Genomic DNA, 19361 nt, shown 5'->3' with positions numbered 1-19361 from the left:
CATGAGAAAAGGGCGCACCTGGCGCTCCCGCGGGCTTTGGCTTGCGGGAGCGTTTCTTCTTATTCCGTTGGTTCTTTTTATTGCCGACAAACTCTGGCCGTTGCCTCTGAAAGAGGTCAATCCGGCGCGCGTCGTCGTGGCGGAAGATGGTACGCCGCTCTGGCGCTTCGCCGATGCCGAAGGGATCTGGCGCTACCCGGTGGCGATAGAGGATGTCTCCCCACGTTATTTACAGGCGCTTATCGAGTACGAGGATCGCTGGTTCTGGAAACACCCCGGCGTCAACCCACTTTCGGTCGCCCGTGCCGCATGGCAGGACATGCTGGCTGGCAGAGTTATCTCTGGCGGCAGTACGCTTACCATGCAGGTCGCGCGTCTGCTCGATCCCCATCCGCGTACCTTTGGGGGTAAAATCCGCCAGCTGTGGCGGGCGTTACAACTGGAGTGGCATCTCTCCAAGCGCGATATTCTGACACTCTATCTCAACCGGGCCCCATTTGGCGGTACGTTGCAGGGCGTTGGGGCAGCAAGCTGGGTGTATCTTGGCAAATCTCCCGCGCAGCTCAGCTATGCAGAGGCGGCACTGCTGGCCGTCTTACCGCAGGCGCCCAGTCGGCTGCGTCCTGATCGCTGGTCGGAACGTGCGCAGGCTGCGCGGGATAAAGTACTGGATCGCATGGTCTCGCAGGGCGTATGGAGTCAAAAGCAGGTTGAGGAGTCGCGTGAAGAACCGGTCTGGCTGGCACCCCGCCAGATGCCGCAACTCGCGCCCCTCTTCTCCCGCTATATGTTAAGCAAAGACCCGGGTCTTAAAATTACCACCACACTTGATGCCAGTCTCCAGCGTCAGCTTGAAGACCTGGCCGCTGGCGTGAAATCTCGTCTGCCCCAGCGTAGCTCGCTGGCGATCATCGTCGTCGATCATACGGACATGAAAGTCCGTGGCTGGGTGGGTTCGGTGGACATTAATGACGACAGCCGTTTTGGCCATGTCGATATGGTCAGCGCTACCCGCTCGCCGGGGTCGGTGTTAAAACCCTTCATTTATGGCCTGGCGATGGATGACGGTCTGATTCATCCCGCCTCGTTGTTGCAGGATGTGCCACGACGTACGGGTGACTATCGTCCCGGTAATTTTGACAGCGGTTTTCACGGCCCGGTCAGCATGAGTGAGGCGCTGGTTCGTTCTCTCAATCTTCCGGCAGTTCAGGTTCTGGAAGCATACGGGCCGAAAAAATTTGCCGCCACGCTGCGCAATGCCGGGTTGCCGCTGAAATTGCCGGAAGGCGCGGAGCCGAACCTGTCGCTTATTCTGGGGGGCGCAGGCGCCCGTCTGGCGGATATTACCGCGGCCTATAGCGCCTTTGCGCGTCACGGCAAGGCCGGGCAGCTGCGTTTTCAGCCAGACGACCCGCTGATGGAAAGAACGTTGATGTCGCCAGGTGCGGCGTGGATTATTCGCCGCATACTTGCCGGGGAAGCGCAACCCCTGCCGGACAGCGCACTCCCGCAAGTGGTGCCACTGGCCTGGAAAACCGGCACCAGCTACGGTTACCGTGATGCATGGGCCATTGGGCTCAATAGCCGCTATGTGATTGGCGTCTGGACGGGCAGGCCTGACGGTACACCGGTTGCTGGTCAATTTGGTTTCGCCAGCGCAGTACCCTTGCTCAATCAGGTTAATAATATGCTGCAACCCCGCTCCGCGCTGGAGCTGGCGCGTCTGCCACGGGATCCTCGTCCGGAATCGGTCAGCCGCGACGTTATCTGCTGGCCTGGTGGACAGAGTTTGCCGGAGGGGGACAGCAATTGCCGCCGCCGTCTGGCGACCTGGCTATTGGATAACAGCCAGCCTCCCACGATGCTGATGGCGGAACAGGAAGGGGCGCGCGGCATCCGTTTTCCTGTATGGGTAAACGCGCAGGGACAACGGGTCGCGGCCGATTGCCCCGATGCGCAGCAACGCACGGTCATAGTCTGGCCTTTGCCGCTGGAACCCTGGTTACCCGATGGCGAGCGACGGACGGCAAGATTACCTTCGCGCTCCAAAACATGCCCTGCGCGTGATGATAACGCGCCGCCGCCGCTGTTACTCTCGGGGATCCGGGATGGCGCAGTAATCAAACGGTTGCCGGGGCGCTCGCAGGCGACACTGCCGCTACAGGCTATCGGTGGGGAAGGGCGACGCTGGTGGTTTTTAAACGGAGATCCGCTTGACGGTCATGAGCAAATCTTAAACCTTAGTCTTGATAAAAGCGGTCAGTATCAGTTACTGGTGATGGATGATGCCGGCCAGGTTGCGGCAGTTGAATTCGCGGTGCAATGACGCAACGAGTATACGCGTCTCCCTTAAGCTGCCTTTGTGCTGACTGCACTCGTCCAGCCGGGTTACTGACTTATGTAAACGGCCGGAGGGGCATGCTCTTACCGCCTTAAGGGAACGTGAATAATTTGGTGTAGAGACGTTTTGGTGAATGGTGTTGCTGAAACTCGTCTTATTTTAAAAAAATGTTACCTTTATCCATAGGCAATGCCCGCGTTGCTCTTTATAATCCGCGCCAGGTCATACGTATGTATGTACGACAACAGAACAACTTACAGGGGTTAACATGGCTATTGAACGTACTTTTTCCATCATCAAGCCGAACGCGGTGGCAAAAAACGTTATTGGTAGTATTTTCGCGCGTTTTGAATCTGCTGGTTTCAAGATTGTCGGCACGAAAATGCTGCATCTGTCCGTAGAGCAGGCTCGTGGTTTCTACGCTGAGCACGAAGGCAAACCGTTCTTCGATGGTCTGGTTGAGTTCATGACCTCCGGCCCGATCGTGGTCTCCGTACTGGAAAGTGAAAATGCGGTCCAGCGTCACCGTGATCTGCTGGGCGCCACCAACCCGGCTAACGCGCTGGCAGGTACTCTGCGCGCTGATTATGCTGACAGCTTCACCGAGAACGGCACCCATGGTTCCGATTCTCTGGAGTCTGCCGCGCGTGAAATCGCCTATTTCTTCGGCGAAGGCGAAGTTTGTCCGCGCACTCGCTAATTTCCGCAGCTTTGCGCACCCTGTTGCGTGAAGTTCACCGGAAATTGTAAGCATAGTTACACTTTATTTTGTCAATGCCGCGCACAGTCGTGGCATCTGCACAGCAGAATTTGTACAATGCAGCGCCCCGTGAATTGCAAAACGCATTCCCGGGGCGCTTCTTTTTTAACCCTCCAGGGGCCATAACGTGTAATAACGAGGCCGGAATACAACTATGTCTGAACACATTGTCACGCCTGAGAACGTCGCACTGACGGTTCCCAACAAAGATGCAAAAATTAACCTGCTGGATTTGAATCGTCAGCAGATGCGCGAGTTTTTCAAAAACTTAGGCGAAAAACCCTTCCGCGCCGATCAGGTGATGAAGTGGATGTACCACTATTGCAGCGACGATTTTGATGAGATGACCGACATCAATAAAGTGCTGCGTAACAAGCTTAAAGAAGTCGCGGTCATCCGCGCTCCGGAAGTTGTGGAAGAGCAACGCTCCTCTGATGGCACGATTAAATGGGCGATTGCCGTAGGCGATCAGCGCGTTGAAACGGTGTACATTCCGGAAGATGATCGCGCCACGCTGTGCGTTTCTTCACAGGTTGGCTGTGCGCTGGAGTGTAAATTCTGCTCCACGGCGCAACAGGGCTTCAACCGTAACCTGAAAGTGTCAGAAATTATTGGTCAGGTCTGGCGGGCGGCAAAAATTATTGGCGCGGTAAAAACGACCGGCGTACGTCCTATCACTAACGTGGTGATGATGGGTATGGGCGAACCCTTACTGAACCTGACTAACGTTGTGCCGGCAATGGAAATCATGCTGGATGACTTTGGTTTTGGCCTGTCCAAACGTCGCGTTACCCTGTCGACTTCCGGCGTGGTTCCTGCGCTGGACAAGTTGGGTGACATGATTGATGTTGCGCTGGCTATTTCCCTGCATGCACCGAACGATACCATTCGCGACGAAATTGTGCCGATCAACAAAAAGTACAATATCGCTACTTTCCTCGAATCGGTTCGCGGCTACATTTCGAAGTCCAATGCTAATCAGGGTCGCGTAACCATTGAATACGTAATGCTCGACCATGTGAATGATGGCACAGAGCATGCGCATGAGCTGGCAGAGTTGCTGAAAGATACGCCGTGCAAGATCAACCTGATTCCATGGAACCCGTTCCCGGGCGCGCCTTATGGCCGTAGTTCGAACAGCCGTATCGATCGTTTCTGTAAGGTGCTGATGAGCTATGGTTTCACCACCATCGTGCGTAAAACACGCGGTGATGACATTGACGCGGCATGTGGTCAACTGGCAGGCGACGTCATTGACCGTACGAAACGCACAATGCGTAAACGTATGCAGGGTGAGCCGATTTCGATTAAATCGGTTTAGTCTTCTGGCGTCGCGACAGGCTTCTGTGTCGCGACGCATAAATATGCTGATTTAATCGCCTGAGTATACCTGTGTAAACAATAATTACTGTGCGTTTCTCTCGACTTTAAGGCAGTATGTAGCGATGGAACAACGGCTTAGCAAAAGTACGAAAAGCTGTTCTGTTATGACCGGCCTGACAGTCTTATACTGTCGGTCTAAATTTAACTGACCCTGACATTTCGCGGCGCGCCCAGGCAATGCTTACTACGCGCCTGAATCTTAAATTTTCACGTACCAGCAGTTGTAGCGAATGAATACTGAAGCCACTCACGACCAAAACGAAGCACAAACCACGGGCGTTCGTCTGCGCAATGCCCGTGAACAACTCGGACTTAGCCAGCAGGCGGTAGCTGAGCGCCTCTGTCTCAAAGTTTCCACGGTGCGCGATATTGAAGACGATAAGGCTCCTGCCGAATTGGCTTCAACATTCCTGCGTGGTTACATCCGCTCGTATGCGCGTTTGGTGCATATCCCGGAAGAAGAACTGCTGCCGATGATTGAGAAACAGGCACCGATTCGGGCGGCGAAAGTCGCGCCGATGCAGACCTTTTCTCTGGGTAAACGTCGTAAAAAACGTGACGGCTGGTTAATGAGCTTTACCTGGCTGGTGCTGTTTGTGGTTGTTGGTCTGACAGGCGCATGGTGGTGGCAAAATCACAAAGCCCAGCAGCAAGAAATCACCACAATGGCCGATCAGTCGTCTGCAGAGCTGAACGCCAGTGGGAGCAGCGAAGGGCAGAGCGTTCCGCTGAATAACGATGCTGTCAGCACTCCGACAGAAACGCCGAATACGGCTGCGACCACGCCAGTTGAACCAACAGCCCCTGCAGCAGCGGCCCCTGGAAACGCAACGCAGGCGCCAGCGGCCACCGCGCATTCAAATGCAGTAGTATCTCCTTCTCAGGCACCCGTTACTCAGCCTCCTGCCACGCAGCCATCGGCTAGCGCGAATAACGCGCCACTGCCGACTGACCAGGCGGGTATCACCTCCCCGGACGCCGCACATGCGCTGGTCATGAACTTCAATGCCGACTGTTGGTTAGAAGTGAGCGATGCAAGCGGTAAAAAATTATTCAGTGGGATCCAGCGTAAAGACGCGACGCTGAATTTAACCGGCCAGGCGCCTTACAAGCTCAAGATCGGTGCACCTGCTGCGGTACAGATTCAATATCAGGGCAAACCTGTCGATCTGAGCCGCTTTATCAGAACTAACCAGGTTGCACGCCTGACCCTCAATGCCGAACAATCAGCAGTACAGTAACAGACGGGCAACGCGGGAGATTTTTCATGCATAACCAGGCTCCGATTCAACGTCGGAAATCGAAACGGATTTACGTTGGTAATGTGCCGATTGGCGATGGCGCCCCCATCGCTGTGCAGTCAATGACAAACACCCGCACCACAGACGTGGACGCGACGGTCGCGCAGATCAAAGCCCTTGAGCGTGTTGGCGCTGACATTGTTCGCGTTTCCGTACCTACCATGGACGCGGCAGAAGCATTCAAACTGATTAAGCAACAGGTGAGCGTACCGCTGGTGGCGGACATTCACTTTGACTACCGTATCGCGCTGAAAGTTGCGGAATACGGCGTCGACTGTTTGCGTATCAACCCAGGCAATATCGGTAATGAAGAACGCATCCGCATGGTTGTTGACTGTGCGCGCGACAAAAATATCCCTATTCGCATTGGCGTCAACGCAGGTTCGCTGGAAAAGGATCTGCAGGAGAAATATGGTGAGCCCACCCCGCAGGCACTGCTGGAGTCCGCCATGCGCCATGTCGATCACCTCGACAGACTCAATTTTGATCAATTCAAAGTCAGCGTAAAAGCCTCCGATGTGTTCCTTGCGGTGGAATCTTACCGCCTGCTGGCGAAGCAGATTGATCAGCCGTTGCACCTCGGTATCACCGAGGCGGGTGGGGCGCGCAGTGGCGCGGTCAAGTCGGCGATCGGTCTGGGGTTGCTGTTGTCTGAGGGGATCGGCGATACGCTTCGTGTCTCACTGGCGGCGGATCCGGTTGAAGAGATCAAAGTTGGCTTCGATATTCTGAAATCACTGCGCATTCGTGCACGTGGCATCAACTTTATCGCCTGTCCTACCTGCTCGCGTCAGGAATTTGACGTGATAGGTACCGTGAATGCTCTTGAGCAGCGTCTGGAAGATATCATCACCCCGATGGATGTTTCGATCATCGGTTGCGTGGTGAACGGCCCTGGCGAAGCTTTGGTTTCTACGCTTGGCGTGACGGGCGGCAACAAGAAAAGCGGCCTTTATGAAGATGGCGTGCGCAGAGACAGACTGGATAATGACGATATGATTACCCAGCTCGAAGCCCGGATCCGTGCGAAAGCATCCATGCTGGATGAAGCTAATCGTATTGATGTACAACAGGTAGAAAAATAACGTGATGGGAAGCGGCTGGCTTCCCGTGTATGATGAACCCGCAAGGCGCAAGCCCTGAGGGTTCATTTTTTGTATTCAAAAAGAGAATAAACGTGGCAAAGAATATTCAAGCCATTCGCGGCATGAACGATTATCTGCCTGGCGAAACCGCCATCTGGCAGCGCATTGAAGGCACACTAAAAAACGTGCTCGGCAGCTACGGTTACAATGAAATCCGTTTGCCGATTGTAGAGCAGACCCCGTTATTCAAACGCGCGATCGGTGAAGTCACCGACGTGGTTGAAAAAGAGATGTACACCTTTGACGATCGCAACGGCGATAGCCTGACGCTGCGTCCAGAAGGTACAGCGGGCTGTGTACGCGCCGGCATCGAGCATGGTCTTCTGTACAATCAGGAACAGCGCCTGTGGTATGTTGGTCCTATGTTCCGCTATGAGCGCCCACAAAAAGGTCGCTACCGCCAGTTCCATCAGTTGGGTGTCGAAGTCTTTGGTCTGCAGGGCCCGGATATCGATGCCGAATTGATTATGCTCACTGCGCGCTGGTGGCGTGCGCTGGGTATCTTCGATCACGTTAGCCTCGAACTGAACTCTATCGGCTCCCTGGAAGCACGTGCCAATTATCGCGATGCGCTGGTGGCGTTTCTTGAGCAGCACAAAGAGCAACTGGACGAAGATTGCAAACGCCGTATGTACAGCAATCCGCTGCGCGTACTGGATTCCAAAAACCCGGACATCCAGGCGCTTCTGAATGCGGCGCCAGCTCTGGGCGATTATCTGGATGAAGAATCACGCGAACACTTCGCGGGTCTGTGCAAACTGCTGGAAGCTGCGGGTATTGCCTACACGGTAAACCAGCGTCTGGTGCGCGGTCTTGATTATTACAACCGCACCGTTTTCGAGTGGGTAACCACCAGCCTGGGTTCTCAGGGAACGGTCTGTGCGGGTGGCCGTTACGATGGTCTGGTCGAGCAGCTTGGTGGTCGCGCGACCCCGGCGGTTGGCTTCGCGATGGGTCTTGAACGACTTGTTTTGTTGGTTCAGGCAGTTAATCCGGAATTTAAAGCAGAATCCGTTGTCGATATATACCTGGTAGCGTCAGGCGAAAACGTACAGTCCGCTGCAATGCAACTGGCTGAACAGGTACGCGATGCGTTACCTGAGGTTAAGCTCATGACGAACCACGGCGGCGGTAATTTCAAAAAGCAGTTTGCCCGTGCCGATAAGTGGGGCGCTAAGCTCGCACTGGTGCTGGGTGAGTCTGAAATCGCTGACGGTAACGTTGTAGTGAAGGATTTACGCTCTGGTGAGCAAAATACGGTAACGCAGGACAGCGTTGCGGCGCATTTGCGCACACTACTGGGCTAATCTCCCCGGTGAATTATCGTTAAGGAGAAGGACTGCGTGGAAATTTACGAGAACGACAACGAACAGGTAGACGCGCTCAAACGCTTTTTTGCTGAAAACGGCAAAGCGCTGGCTGTTGGTGTCATTTTAGGTATTGGTGCATTAGTTGGCTGGCGCTACTGGAATAACCACCAAATCGAAACCGCAAGATCGGCTTCACAAGGCTATGAAAACGCAATTACCGCGATTCGTGCTGATAAACCTGAAACGCTGGCTGCGGCTGAAAAATTTGCGGCAGAGAATAAGAATGCCTATGGCGCGCTGGCGTCACTGGAACTGGCACAGCAGTATGTTGAACGCAATGAGCTTGAAAAAGCTTCCGCGCAGTTGCAGCAGGGGCTTGCCGCTACCAGCGATGAAAACCTAAAGGGCATGATCAACATCCGTCTCGCCCGTATTCAGGTGCAGCTTAAGCAGCAGGATGCCGCGCTGAAAACGCTTGATAGCGTGAAAGGCGACGGTTGGGCGGCCATTGTTGCCGACCTGCGTGGCGAAGCGCTGCTCAGCAAAGGCGACAAACAAGGTGCACGCACCGCCTGGGAGAATGGCGTTAAAAACAACGCCTCCCCGGCGCTGAGTGAAATGATGCAGATGAAAATCAACAATTTGTCCATCTAAGAGGGACCCGATGCAATTGCGTAAATTACTTCTGCCTGGGCTGCTGTCCGTCACCTTACTGAGCGGTTGTTCCCTGTTTAACGGCGAAGAAGATGTTGTCAAAATGTCCCCTCTGCCGACGGTTACAAACCAGTTTAATCCGTCTACCGCGTGGAGTACGTCTGTGGGTAGCGGTATTGGCGATTTTCATTCGAATTTACATCCGGCGCTGGACAGTGGCGTGGTCTATGCTGCTGACCGTCGCGGTACGGTTAAAGCGGTTAGCGCGAGCGACGGTAAAGAAGTCTGGTCCGTTAACCTGGCAGAAAAATCTGGCTGGTTCTCCAGCAGCCCGGCGCTGTTGTCCGGTGGTGTGACTGTCGCTGGCGGTCATGTCTACGTAGGCAGTGAAAAAGCGAAGGTTTATGCGCTGAATACGAACGACGGTTCCCAGGCATGGAAAACCAACGTTGCCGGAGAGGCATTATCCCGCCCTGTTGTCAGCGACGGCCTCGTGCTGATTCATACCAGTAACGGTCAGTTGCAGGCGCTCAATGAGAGCGACGGCGCGGTGAAATGGACGGTTAACCTCGATATGCCGTCTTTGTCCCTGCGTGGCGAATCTGCACCGGCTACTGCCTACGGCGCAGCCATTGTGGGTGGCGACAACGGTCGTGTAAGCGCCGTGCTGATGCAGCAGGGCCAGATGATTTGGCAGCAGCGAATTTCTCAGGCAACCGGTCCGACTGAAATCGACCGTTTGAGTGATGTAGACACAACGCCGGTGATTGTAAACGGCGTGGTTTACGCGCTGGCTTACAACGGTAACCTGACGGCGCTGGATCTGCGTAGCGGTCAGATCATGTGGAAACGTGAACTGGGTTCAGTGAGCAATTTCATCGTCGACGGTAACCGCATCTATATGATTGACCAGAATGACCGTGTTCTGGCGTTGACCACTGACGGTGGTGTGACGCTGTGGACGCAAAGCGATCTTCTGCACCGTAACCTTACCGCTCCGGCGTTGTATAATGGTTACATCGTGACCGGTGACAGCGAAGGTTATATGCACTGGATTAACGTCGAAGATGGACGTTTTGTCGCGCAGCAGAAAGTGGACGGTTCCGGTTTCCTGACCGATCCAGTCGCTGCGGATGGCAAACTGCTGATCCAGGCTAAAGACGGTACGCTGTACGCCATCACGCGTTAATCGCGCGAAGGTGGTCGTTCGTGAGAAGACGGCTCCTGTTGCAGGGGCCGTTTTACTGTTTTTAAAACGTCGCCAGCGTTGCGACGTTTTGATTTTTGAATTTTAAGTAATGAGGCTTTAAACATGATACCTGTGGTCGCGCTGGTCGGGCGCCCTAACGTTGGAAAATCCACGCTTTTTAACCGTTTAACACGCACCCGTGATGCGCTGGTAGCGGATTTTCCGGGGCTGACCCGTGACCGTAAGTACGGTCGTGCAGAAGTCGAAGGTCGCGAATTTATCTGTATCGACACGGGCGGTATTGATGGTACGGAAGATGGCGTAGAAACCCGTATGGCGGAACAGTCGCTGCTGGCGATTGAAGAGGCCGATGTGGTGCTGTTTATGGTGGATGCGCGTGCCGGGCTGATGCCGGCTGATGAAGCCATTGCCAAACACCTGCGTTCGCGTGAAAAACCGACATTCCTCGTCGCCAACAAAACAGACGGTCTGGATCCGGATCAGGCGGTTGTTGATTTCTACTCCCTTGGCCTGGGTGAGATTCACCCAATAGCCGCCTCTCATGGCCGTGGTGTTGTCAGCCTGCTGGAACACGTTCTGCTGCCGTGGATGGACGAAATCGACCCGCCAGAAGAACTGGATGAGAACGCTGCATACTGGGCGCAGTTCGATGACGGTAAGGGCGAAGACGGCGAAGAAGAAGAGCCGGAAGAGGACTTCAACCCGCAGGATCTGCCTATCAAGCTGGCGATTGTCGGGCGTCCTAACGTCGGTAAGTCCACACTGACTAACCGCATCCTCGGGGAAGAGCGTGTTGTTGTTTATGACATGCCAGGTACAACGCGTGACAGTATTTATATCCCGATGGAACGTGATGGGCGCGAATACGTTCTGATCGACACAGCGGGCGTGCGTAAACGCGGCAAAATCACCGATGCGGTGGAAAAATTCTCGGTAATCAAAACGCTGCAGGCGATTGAAGACGCCAACGTGGTGCTGCTGGTTATTGACGCCCGTGAAGGCATTTCCGACCAGGACCTCTCACTGCTTGGTTTCATCCTTAACAGTGGTCGCTCACTTGTTATCGTGGTGAACAAATGGGATGGTCTCAGCCAGGAAGTGAAAGAGCAGGTCAAAGAGACACTGGATTTCCGTCTGGGCTTTATCGATTTTGCCCGCGTGCACTTCATCTCCGCACTGCATGGCAGCGGCGTAGGTAACCTGTTTGAATCCGTGCGTGAAGCCTACGACAGTTCGACCCGTCGCCAGAGCACCGCGATGCTGACCCGTATCATGAATATGGCGTGCGAAGATCACCAGCCGCCGTTGGTTCGCGGTCGTCGTGTGAAACTGAAATATGCGCATGCCGGTGGTTACAACCCGCCAATCGTGGTGATTCATGGTAACCAGGTAAAAGACCTGCCGGACTCCTACAAGCGTTATCTGATGAACTACTTCCGCAAATCGCTGGATGTGATGGGCACACCTATCCGTATTCAGTTCAAGGAAGGGGAAAACCCCTATGCGGACAAACGCAATACGCTGACGCCAAACCAGATGCGTAAACGTAAGCGCCTGATTAAACACATTAAGAAAAGCAAGTAAGTTTAAAGTCACCGGTGGCGTCATCACCACCGGTGACTTTATGGGAGGATATTTATGGATCTTAAATGCCCAACCTGCCACAACCCGCTGGAACTGACTGGCACGCATGGTCACTGCCATGGATGCAATAAGGATTATGCCCTTAGAGCCTTATGCCCGGAGTGCCAGCAGCCGCTGGAAGTGCTCAAAGCCTGCGGAGCGGTGGATTATTTTTGCCAGCAGGGCCACGGACTGATCTCCAAAAAGCGGGTTGTCTTCGTTCTGCAGGACGCCTAATCACAGACGCCGCTTTCGCCTTTTTTCCACAGATCCACCAGTGAGGGCGGCGCCTCCTGTTCCGGCACCAGCAAGATGATATCGGTATAGTGCGCCTGATTATGGTGAGTCCAGATTATCTGAATACGAAAATACCGTTGGTCACCGCGCCCTGGTGAGTCCGTCTGCCCTGGCGGAAAGCCGCGCTGTAGCGCTTGCTGTAAAACAGCAATCACCCGCTCACGCTGCTGTGGTGTGAGGGTGGAAAGGGCAATTCTGCGCAGCCCGCTCAGTTGTGGTATAAACGCCACCCCACCTTCACGGGCAAGCTCAATGACCGCGTCCTCAGTGAGCTCCGGAATATTCATTACAGTACCCCTGTTTCAATCCAGGCCTGTTTAATGGCTTCTGCCGTCTCTTTTCCGGAACGTTTTTCACCATGCGCGATGGTCAGCCGGGCGAAAGCCGCAAAGTCAGCATTTTGCGCGAGTGAGCGATCACAAACCGTGTCATACCATGCATAACCGGCTTTTTCCCATGCATAACCACCAAGCGCGGTGGCGGCCAGATAAAACGCACGATTAGGAATGCCAGAGTTAAGATGTACGCCGCCGTTATCCTCGCGGGTTTTAATAAAATCCTTCATATGCGCAGGCTGGGGATCTTTGCCCAGTAGCGGGTCATCATAAGCGGTGCCCGGCTCTGCCATTGAGCGCAACCCCTTGCCATTGATACCTGCGGCTAATAGACCTTCGCCGATAATCCAGTCCGCCTCTTCTGCGGTCTGTTTGTGCAGATACTGTTTCACCAGCGAGCCAAACACATCGGACAAGGATTCATTTAGCGCCCCGGACTGTTCAAAATAAATCAGCCCGGCTTCTGTTTCCGTTACCCCGTGGCTAAGTTCATGGGCCACAATATCCGGTGCGATAGTGAAACGGTTAAAGATCTCGCCGTCACCATCGCCAAATACCATCTGTTGACCATTCCAGAAAGCATTCTGGTATTCGCGGCCATAGTGAACGGTACCGATTAGCGTCAGACCTTTATTATCCAGTGAATCACGTTGATAAATTTTCCAGAAAAAATCATGCGTCACTCCCAGATATTGCCATGCTTCATCCACGGCGACATCGCCATTTGATGACTGCCCTTCAAAGCGCACCAGAGTTCCGGGCAGCTCCTGAGTCTGTTTCGCATCATAAATGTCCCGCTGCAACATGCCAGCTTTCGCAACATGCGGCGCAGCAGGTTTGCCCGGCGTATGTGCCATGAGCGTCTGGACATGGGTCAGAGTCTGGCGGGCGCACTTTTGTTGTACTTCGGAGCCGTTATCAATAATGCGGCGCAGGATGTAGGGCGGGATAACATTGTGAAGTCGTGTCGCTGTCATACTGCTCTCCTGATTGTTGGCAAGGCTGACTACAAGTTTATGTGACATTCGGCTTTTTTACCCCCTTAGCGGCAAAACTGTCGGTTTCGACCATCATTAATTGCTCTGTCAGAAATGAGGGTCTGGTGTGGATAAAACGATTTCAACGCTTGCGATAACCGGGTTTTGGCTTATTGCCGTGACGTATGGCATGGCGCGTTTCGCCTGGGGTCTGATGCTGCCGTCGGTAGGACAGGATATTGAACTGAGCTCACGGGCGGCGGGTGTTATCGCCGCCTGTAGCTATATTGCTTACTGTTTTTCTTCGATCGGGGCTGCATGGGTCATCGGGCGTTATGGCGCTCGTATCACCGCGATCGTGTCGGCATTCTGCGCTGCATTCGGCTTATTGCTCCTTGCGTGCGCTGCGGGGGTGGTACACATTGCGCTGGGGCTGTTTATCGCCGGGTTAAGTTCAGGACTGGCGTCGCCATCACTGGCTGCGGCCGTAAGCCTGGCGGTGGCAGAACGCCGACAGTCCACCACTAACACCTTTATAAATGCCGGTACTGGCGGCGGCATTATTCTTTCCGTACCGATACTGCTTTTCATCCCCTTCGGGTGGCGCGGAGCCTGCGTTGCGTTCGCGGTATTTGCGCTGCTTTGCCTGCTACCAGTGACGCGCTATTTACCCGCATCCCGTTCGCAGGGGGCGAAAAATGAACAATCCTGGCGGCAGCTCTTACAGGCACGGGCAATGCGGCGGCTGGCGCTGATTGCGTTTATCTGCGGAATCGCGAGCGCTGCCTGGTGGAACTTCGGACCCGATATCCTGCAAAATCATCTGCATGTTGCAAAAGAGACGACCAGTATGCTGTGGCTGGTAAGCGGTGGAGCGGGGATTGCTGGTGTCTTTACCGGCGCGCTGGCCGCCCGGACAGGCTGGAACCTGGTTTACTGGCTGTCGCTGCTTTTTATGGCTGCGCCGCTGGCGCTACTGGCGGTAAGTCATGGTTATAGCGGGTGGCTGATTCCGGCGGCTGCCCTCTGTGGCGTAGGTTATATCACGCTTTCTGGCGTACTGCTGGTCTGCGGCGCAGCCGCCACAGCGAATGCCCCCGCCGCAGGGGTGGGCATCGTCTTCTTTATGCTGGCGGTAGGGCAGGTTGCGGGGGCAATAATTTTTGGACAACTCTATGCATTACTGGGGGCGGCATGGTCGCTTTTGATTTTTGCCGGGCTAGCTCTTTTCACCATGTTTCTGACCCCGACGAAGCTGTGAATTAGCCTGCGCTGCGTGGTTTAGACGCGCGCGTTTTTTTCGCGGGCATGACCCTTTTCACTTCACTTTCTACCCAGCCATCTGTGAGACGGGTAGTAAGTGTATCGCCCGTTTTCACCTGCTTCGCCTGTTTCAGCACATTGCCATCGGCAGCAGTGGTGACGCTATAACCGCGGGCCAGCGTGGAGAGCGGGCTGACCGCCTCCAGGTGAGTCACCGCCTTGCCAAAACGCTCTCGCATCACGCCCAACTGCGCACGGAGGTTTTCCGCCAGTCGGTATTCAAGTTGCTGAATTCGGGTCTGCGCGCGCCAGATTCGCGGTTGCGGGTTTTGCTGATTCAGACGCTGGACGACGCGGCGTTGACGCTGCGTCGCCTGTTTAAGCTGGTTGTCCAGGGCGACACGCATCCTCTGGCGAAGTTTTTCCAGTACGGTTTGCTGACGGGCGAGGCGCAGTTGTGGATGCTGCTGTTGCAGCCTGTGGTTAAGTTGCGTAAATCGCCGGGTGCGGTTAGCAATGAAAAAGTCCATGGCCATCTCAAGACGTTGCTGAGAAGACTGGATCTGGCGCAGTAGCTCCGTCTGGTTGCGACTGACGATTTCCGCTGCGGCAGAAGGCGTAGGGGCACGTAAATCCGCGACAAAATCCGCAATAGTCACGTCGGTTTCGTGGCCGACGGCGCTGACCACCGGAATGCGGCTGGCAAAAATAGCGCGCGCAACGCGTTCGTCGTTAAAACTCCATAAATCTTCCAGCGAACCACCGCCGCGCCCGACGATCAGCACATCACACTCCTGGCGCGCGTTCGCCAGTTCTATGGCGCGCACAATTTGCCCCGGCGCATCGTCACCTTGTACGGCGGTGGGGTAAATGACCACCGGCAAAGAGGGATCACGTCGTTTCAGAACGTGGAGGATGTCATGCAGCGCAGCGCCGGTTTTTGAGGTGATGACGCCAATACAGTGGGCCGGTTGCGGAAGCGATTTCTTGAACTGCTGATCGAAAAGCCCTTCCGCTGAGAGCGCCGCTTTCAGTTGTTCATATTTCTGTTGCAGCAACCCTTCACCGGCGGGCTGCATGCTTTCAACGATTATCTGGTAATCGCCGCGCGGGTCATAGAGCGTGACGGAGGCGCGAACCAGCACCTGTTGACCATGCTGCGGACGGAAGGTCACGCGACGGTTGCTGTTACGGAACATCGCACCGCGAACCTGCGCCGTGTCGTCTTTAAGCGTGAAATACCAGTGACCAGAGGCAGGCTGCGAGAAATTGGAGATTTCACCTGTGATCCAGACCTGGCCCATTTCACGTTCCAGCAGGCTACGTACTGTCTGATTCAGGCGACTAACGGTAAAAATTGCGGGGCTTTGAAGAGATGACATGTGAGCTGGATCAAATTCCAAATCAGCAGGTTATTCAGTCGATAGTAACCTGCTCAGAGATGAGTGCAAGTATTTTTCGCAAAAAAATGTGGAAGCAATCGGTTACGCTCTGTATAATGCCACGGCAATATTTAACCACCCAGGTCAGAGATATTGCCCATGCTACGTATCGCTAAAGAAGCCCTGACGTTTGACGACGTCCTCCTCGTTCCCGCTCATTCAACCGTTCTGCCGAATACTGCCGATTTGAGTACTCAGCTCACTAAGACCATTCGTCTGAATATTCCGATGCTCTCCGCAGCAATGGACACCGTTACGGAAGCGCGCCTGGCAATTGCCCTGGCACAGGAAGGCGGCATTGGCTTTATTCATAAAAACATGTCCATCGAACGCCAGGCTGAAGAAGTTCGCCGTGTTAAAAAACATGAGTCCGGCGTGGTTAAAGATCCGCAAACCGTTCTGCCAACCACTACCCTGCGCGAAGTGAAAGAACTGACTGAGCGTAACGGTTTCGCCGGTTACCCGGTGGTTGCCGAAGATAATTCACTGGTGGGCATCATTACTGGTCGTGACGTTCGCTTTGTCACCGACCTGAACCAGCCTGTTAGCGTATACATGACGCCGAAAGAGCGTCTGGTCACTGTTCGCGAAGGTGAAGCGCGTGAAGTTGTGTTTGCGAAAATGCATGAAAAACGCGTTGAGAAAGCGCTGGTTGTCGACGATAAATTCCGTCTTCGCGGCATGATCACCGTGAAAGACTTCCAGAAAGCGGAACGTAAACCTAACGCCTGTAAAGATGAGCAGGGCCGTCTGCGCGTAGGTGCTGCGGTTGGCGCAGGTGCAGGCAACGAAGAGCGAGTGGATGCGCTGGTTGCGGCAGGCGTTGACGTTCTGCTGATTGACTCCTCTCACGGCCATTCCGAAGGTGTTTTGCAGCGTATTCGTGAAACCCGTGCAAAATATCCGGATCTGCAAATCATTGGCGGCAATGTCGCGACGGGCGCAGGCGCACGTGCGCTGGCGGAAGCCGGTTGCAGCGCTGTAAAAGTCGGTATCGGCCCTGGCTCCATCTGTACCACGCGTATTGTTACCGGCGTGGGTGTTCCGCAGATTACGGCTGTCTCTGACGCGGTTGAAGCGCTGGAAGGAACCGGCATTCCGGTTATCGCTGACGGCGGTATCCGCTTCTCTGGTGATATTGCCAAGGCGATTGCTGCTGGCGCGGCAGCGGTGATGGTCGGCTCTATGCTGGCAGGTACCGAAGAATCACCGGGCGAAATCGAACTCTACCAGGGTCGTTCCTACAAATCTTACCGTGGTATGGGGTCTCTGGGCGCGATGTCCAAAGGTTCCTCTGACCGTTATTTCCAGACCGATAACGCCGCAGACAAACTGGTGCCAGAAGGTATCGAAGGTCGCGTGGCATATAAAGGTCGCCTGAAAGAGATCATTCACCAGCAAATGGGCGGTCTGCGTTCCTGTATGGGTCTGACTGGCTGTGGTACCATCGACCTGCTGCGCACCAAAGCGGAATTCGTGCGTATCAGCGGTGCGGGCATTCAGGAAAGCCATGTCCACGATGTGACCATCACCAAGGAATCCCCGAACTACCGTATGGGCTCCTGATTTTTCTTCGCCCGACCTCGTGTCGGGCAATTTATTTAATCTGTTTCACTTGCCTCGGAATTAGCGTCAATGACGGAAAACATTCATAAACATCGCATTCTCATCCTGGACTTTGGTTCGCAGTACACTCAGCTGGTGGCGCGTCGCGTACGTGAACTGGGCGTTTACTGTGAACTGTGGGCGTGGGATGTCACGGAAGCACAGATTCGCGAATTCAATCCAAGCGGCATCATCCTGTCCGGCGGCCCGGAAAGCACCACTGAAGATAACAGCCCGCGCGCGCCGCAGTATGTATTTGAAGCTGGCGTGCCCGTATTTGGCGTCTGCTATGGCATGCAGACCATGGCGATGCAACTGGGCGGCCACGTAGAAGGCTCCAGCGAGCGTGAGTTTGGCTATGCGCAGGTTGAAGTGGTTAACGACAGCGCCCTTGTGCGCGGTATCGAAGACTCCCTGACCGCAGACGGCAAACCGCTGCTGGACGTGTGGATGAGCCACGGCGACAAAGTCACCGCTATCCCGTCTGACTTCGTGACCGTTGCCAGCACCGAAAGCTGCCCGTTTGCCATCATGGCTAACGAAGAAAAACGCTTCTACGGCGTGCAGTTCCACCCGGAAGTAACCCATACCCGTCAGGGGATGCGCATGCTGGAGCGCTTCGTGCGCGACATCTGCCAGTGTGAAGCGCTGTGGACTCCGGCAAAAATCATCGACGACGCCGTTGAGCGTATCCGCCAGCAGGTTGGTGATGACAAAGTGATCCTCGGCCTCTCCGGCGGCGTGGACTCCTCTGTGACCGCAATGCTGCTGCACCGCGCCATCGGTAAAAACCTGACCTGCGTCTTCGTGGACAACGGCCTGCTGCGTCTGAACGAAGCTCAGCAGGTTATGGACATGTTCGGCGACCACTTCGGTCTGAACATCGTTCACGTGGAAGGCGAGCAGCGCTTCCTGGACGCGCTGAAAGGGGAGAACGATCCGGAAGCGAAACGTAAGATCATCGGTCGCGTGTTTGTGGAAGTGTTCGACGAAGAAGCGCTGAAGCTGGAAGACGTGAAGTGGCTGGCGCAGGGCACCATCTACCCGGACGTGATCGAATCTGCCGCATCCGCTACAGGTAAAGCACACGTGATTAAGTCTCACCACAACGTGGGCGGCCTGCCGAAAGAGATGAAGATGGGCCTCGTTGAACCGCTGCGTGAGCTGTTTAAAGACGAAGTGCGTAAGATCGGTCTGGAACTGGGCCTGCCGTACGATATGCTTTACCGCCATCCGTTCCCGGGGCCAGGCCTTGGCGTTCGCGTTCTGGGCGAAGTGAAGAAAGAGTACTGCGACCTGCTGCGTCGCGCAGATGCCATTTTCATCGAAGAGCTGCGTAAAGCTGACCTGTACAACAAAGTCAGCCAGGCATTTACCGTCTTCCTGCCAGTACGCTCCGTCGGTGTAATGGGCGATGGACGTAAGTATGACTGGGTTGTCTCCCTGCGTGCCGTTGAAACCATCGACTTTATGACCGCGCACTGGGCGCACCTGCCGTATGACTTCTTAGGCCGCGTGTCTAACCGCATCATCAACGAAGTGAACGGTATTTCCCGCGTGGTATATGACATCAGCGGTAAGCCGCCAGCCACGATCGAGTGGGAATAATGCCCCTGTAAGAAAGTCAGGCATTAACAAACACTAAATGATATCTAAGCCCGCGTAATAGCGGGCTTTTTTGTTTTTAGCTTAGCCACTTTTGGCAATGTCTGGTA

Annotated in this window: 16 protein-coding genes; 13 read left to right on the top strand and 3 right to left on the bottom strand. The window is 54.7% G+C overall.

The window, feature by feature from the left end:
* Position 1: 1 nt before the first annotated feature.
* The 10 genes from pbpC to AAIG39_RS15720 all read left to right on the top strand — a co-directional run bounded on the left by pbpC (position 2) and on the right by AAIG39_RS15720 (position 11964).
* A complete protein-coding gene (gene pbpC / locus AAIG39_RS15765) occupies positions 2 to 2326 on the top strand; it encodes a peptidoglycan glycosyltransferase PbpC (protein WP_343194237.1) in 2325 nt (774 codons plus the stop codon).
* A gap of 283 nt (positions 2327 to 2609) precedes the next feature.
* Complete coding sequence (ndk, locus tag AAIG39_RS15760) at positions 2610 to 3041, top strand: nucleoside-diphosphate kinase (RefSeq protein ID WP_039079665.1); 432 nt, start codon at positions 2610 to 2612, stop codon at positions 3039 to 3041.
* A gap of 214 nt (positions 3042 to 3255) precedes the next feature.
* Complete coding sequence (gene rlmN, locus AAIG39_RS15755; protein WP_090086164.1) at positions 3256 to 4422, top strand: dual-specificity RNA methyltransferase RlmN; 1167 nt, start codon at positions 3256 to 3258, stop codon at positions 4420 to 4422.
* Between the two features lie 292 nt (positions 4423 to 4714).
* Positions 4715 to 5725, top strand: coding sequence for a cytoskeleton protein RodZ (gene rodZ / locus AAIG39_RS15750; protein WP_343194236.1), 1011 nt, complete (start codon positions 4715 to 4717; stop codon positions 5723 to 5725).
* Between the two features lie 26 nt (positions 5726 to 5751).
* Positions 5752 to 6870 carry a flavodoxin-dependent (E)-4-hydroxy-3-methylbut-2-enyl-diphosphate synthase gene (ispG, locus tag AAIG39_RS15745; protein ID WP_047369290.1) on the top strand — a complete coding sequence of 373 codons (1119 nt, stop codon included), beginning with the start codon at positions 5752 to 5754 and terminating at the stop codon, positions 6868 to 6870.
* A gap of 92 nt (positions 6871 to 6962) precedes the next feature.
* The gene (hisS, locus tag AAIG39_RS15740; protein WP_090086396.1) at positions 6963 to 8237 is read left to right on the top strand and encodes a histidine--tRNA ligase; all 1275 of its coding nucleotides are present in this window, start codon (positions 6963 to 6965) and stop codon (positions 8235 to 8237) included.
* 36 nt (positions 8238 to 8273) lie between these two features.
* Positions 8274 to 8894: a YfgM family protein gene (locus AAIG39_RS15735; protein ID WP_090086168.1), complete on the top strand. Its 621-nt coding sequence runs from the start codon at positions 8274 to 8276 to the stop codon at positions 8892 to 8894.
* A 10-nt stretch (positions 8895 to 8904) separates the two neighbouring features.
* Positions 8905 to 10083, top strand: coding sequence for an outer membrane protein assembly factor BamB (bamB, locus tag AAIG39_RS15730; RefSeq protein ID WP_090086170.1), 1179 nt, complete (start codon positions 8905 to 8907; stop codon positions 10081 to 10083).
* A gap of 123 nt (positions 10084 to 10206) precedes the next feature.
* Entirely contained in the window at positions 10207 to 11688 is a 1482-nt protein-coding gene (der, locus tag AAIG39_RS15725; RefSeq protein WP_090086172.1) for a ribosome biogenesis GTPase Der, read from the top strand.
* Positions 11689 to 11742: 54 nt separating this feature from the next.
* The gene (locus AAIG39_RS15720) at positions 11743 to 11964 is read left to right on the top strand and encodes a zinc ribbon domain-containing protein (protein WP_249569594.1); all 222 of its coding nucleotides are present in this window, start codon (positions 11743 to 11745) and stop codon (positions 11962 to 11964) included.
* Here AAIG39_RS15720 and AAIG39_RS15715 read toward each other — a convergent pair.
* Entirely contained in the window at positions 11961 to 12311 is a 351-nt protein-coding gene (locus AAIG39_RS15715) for a protealysin inhibitor emfourin (protein WP_090086176.1), read from the bottom strand. The genes AAIG39_RS15720 and AAIG39_RS15715 overlap by 4 nt on opposite strands.
* On the bottom strand, positions 12311 to 13336 hold the full coding sequence (locus AAIG39_RS15710) for a M4 family metallopeptidase (protein WP_090086178.1): 1026 nt from the start codon (positions 13334 to 13336) through the stop codon (positions 12311 to 12313). The genes AAIG39_RS15715 and AAIG39_RS15710 overlap by 1 nt, the downstream gene beginning before the upstream one ends.
* A gap of 127 nt (positions 13337 to 13463) precedes the next feature.
* Between AAIG39_RS15710 and AAIG39_RS15705 the strand changes: the two genes are divergently transcribed.
* Complete coding sequence (locus AAIG39_RS15705; protein WP_343194235.1) at positions 13464 to 14597, top strand: MFS transporter; 1134 nt, start codon at positions 13464 to 13466, stop codon at positions 14595 to 14597.
* 1 nt (position 14598) lies between these two features.
* Here the strand turns inward: AAIG39_RS15705 and xseA are convergent, their stop codons facing one another.
* Positions 14599 to 15981: an exodeoxyribonuclease VII large subunit gene (gene xseA, locus AAIG39_RS15700; RefSeq protein ID WP_343194234.1), complete on the bottom strand. Its 1383-nt coding sequence runs from the start codon at positions 15979 to 15981 to the stop codon at positions 14599 to 14601.
* Between the two features lie 159 nt (positions 15982 to 16140).
* Here xseA and guaB point away from each other — a divergent pair, with 159 nt between their 5' ends.
* Both guaB and guaA read left to right on the top strand, forming a co-directional pair.
* Entirely contained in the window at positions 16141 to 17607 is a 1467-nt protein-coding gene (gene guaB / locus AAIG39_RS15695; protein WP_090086182.1) for an IMP dehydrogenase, read from the top strand.
* 69 nt (positions 17608 to 17676) lie between these two features.
* The gene (gene guaA / locus AAIG39_RS15690) at positions 17677 to 19254 is read left to right on the top strand and encodes a glutamine-hydrolyzing GMP synthase (RefSeq protein WP_090086183.1); all 1578 of its coding nucleotides are present in this window, start codon (positions 17677 to 17679) and stop codon (positions 19252 to 19254) included.
* Positions 19255 to 19361: the final 107 nt, after the last annotated feature.

The sequence above is a fragment of the Phytobacter palmae genome, from assembly GCF_039409775.1.
In the GTDB taxonomy this organism is placed as follows: domain Bacteria; phylum Pseudomonadota; class Gammaproteobacteria; order Enterobacterales; family Enterobacteriaceae; genus Phytobacter; species Phytobacter palmae.
The sequence above is the reverse complement of the archived record's forward strand: the minus strand, read 5'-3'. Positions and strand labels throughout refer to the sequence as shown.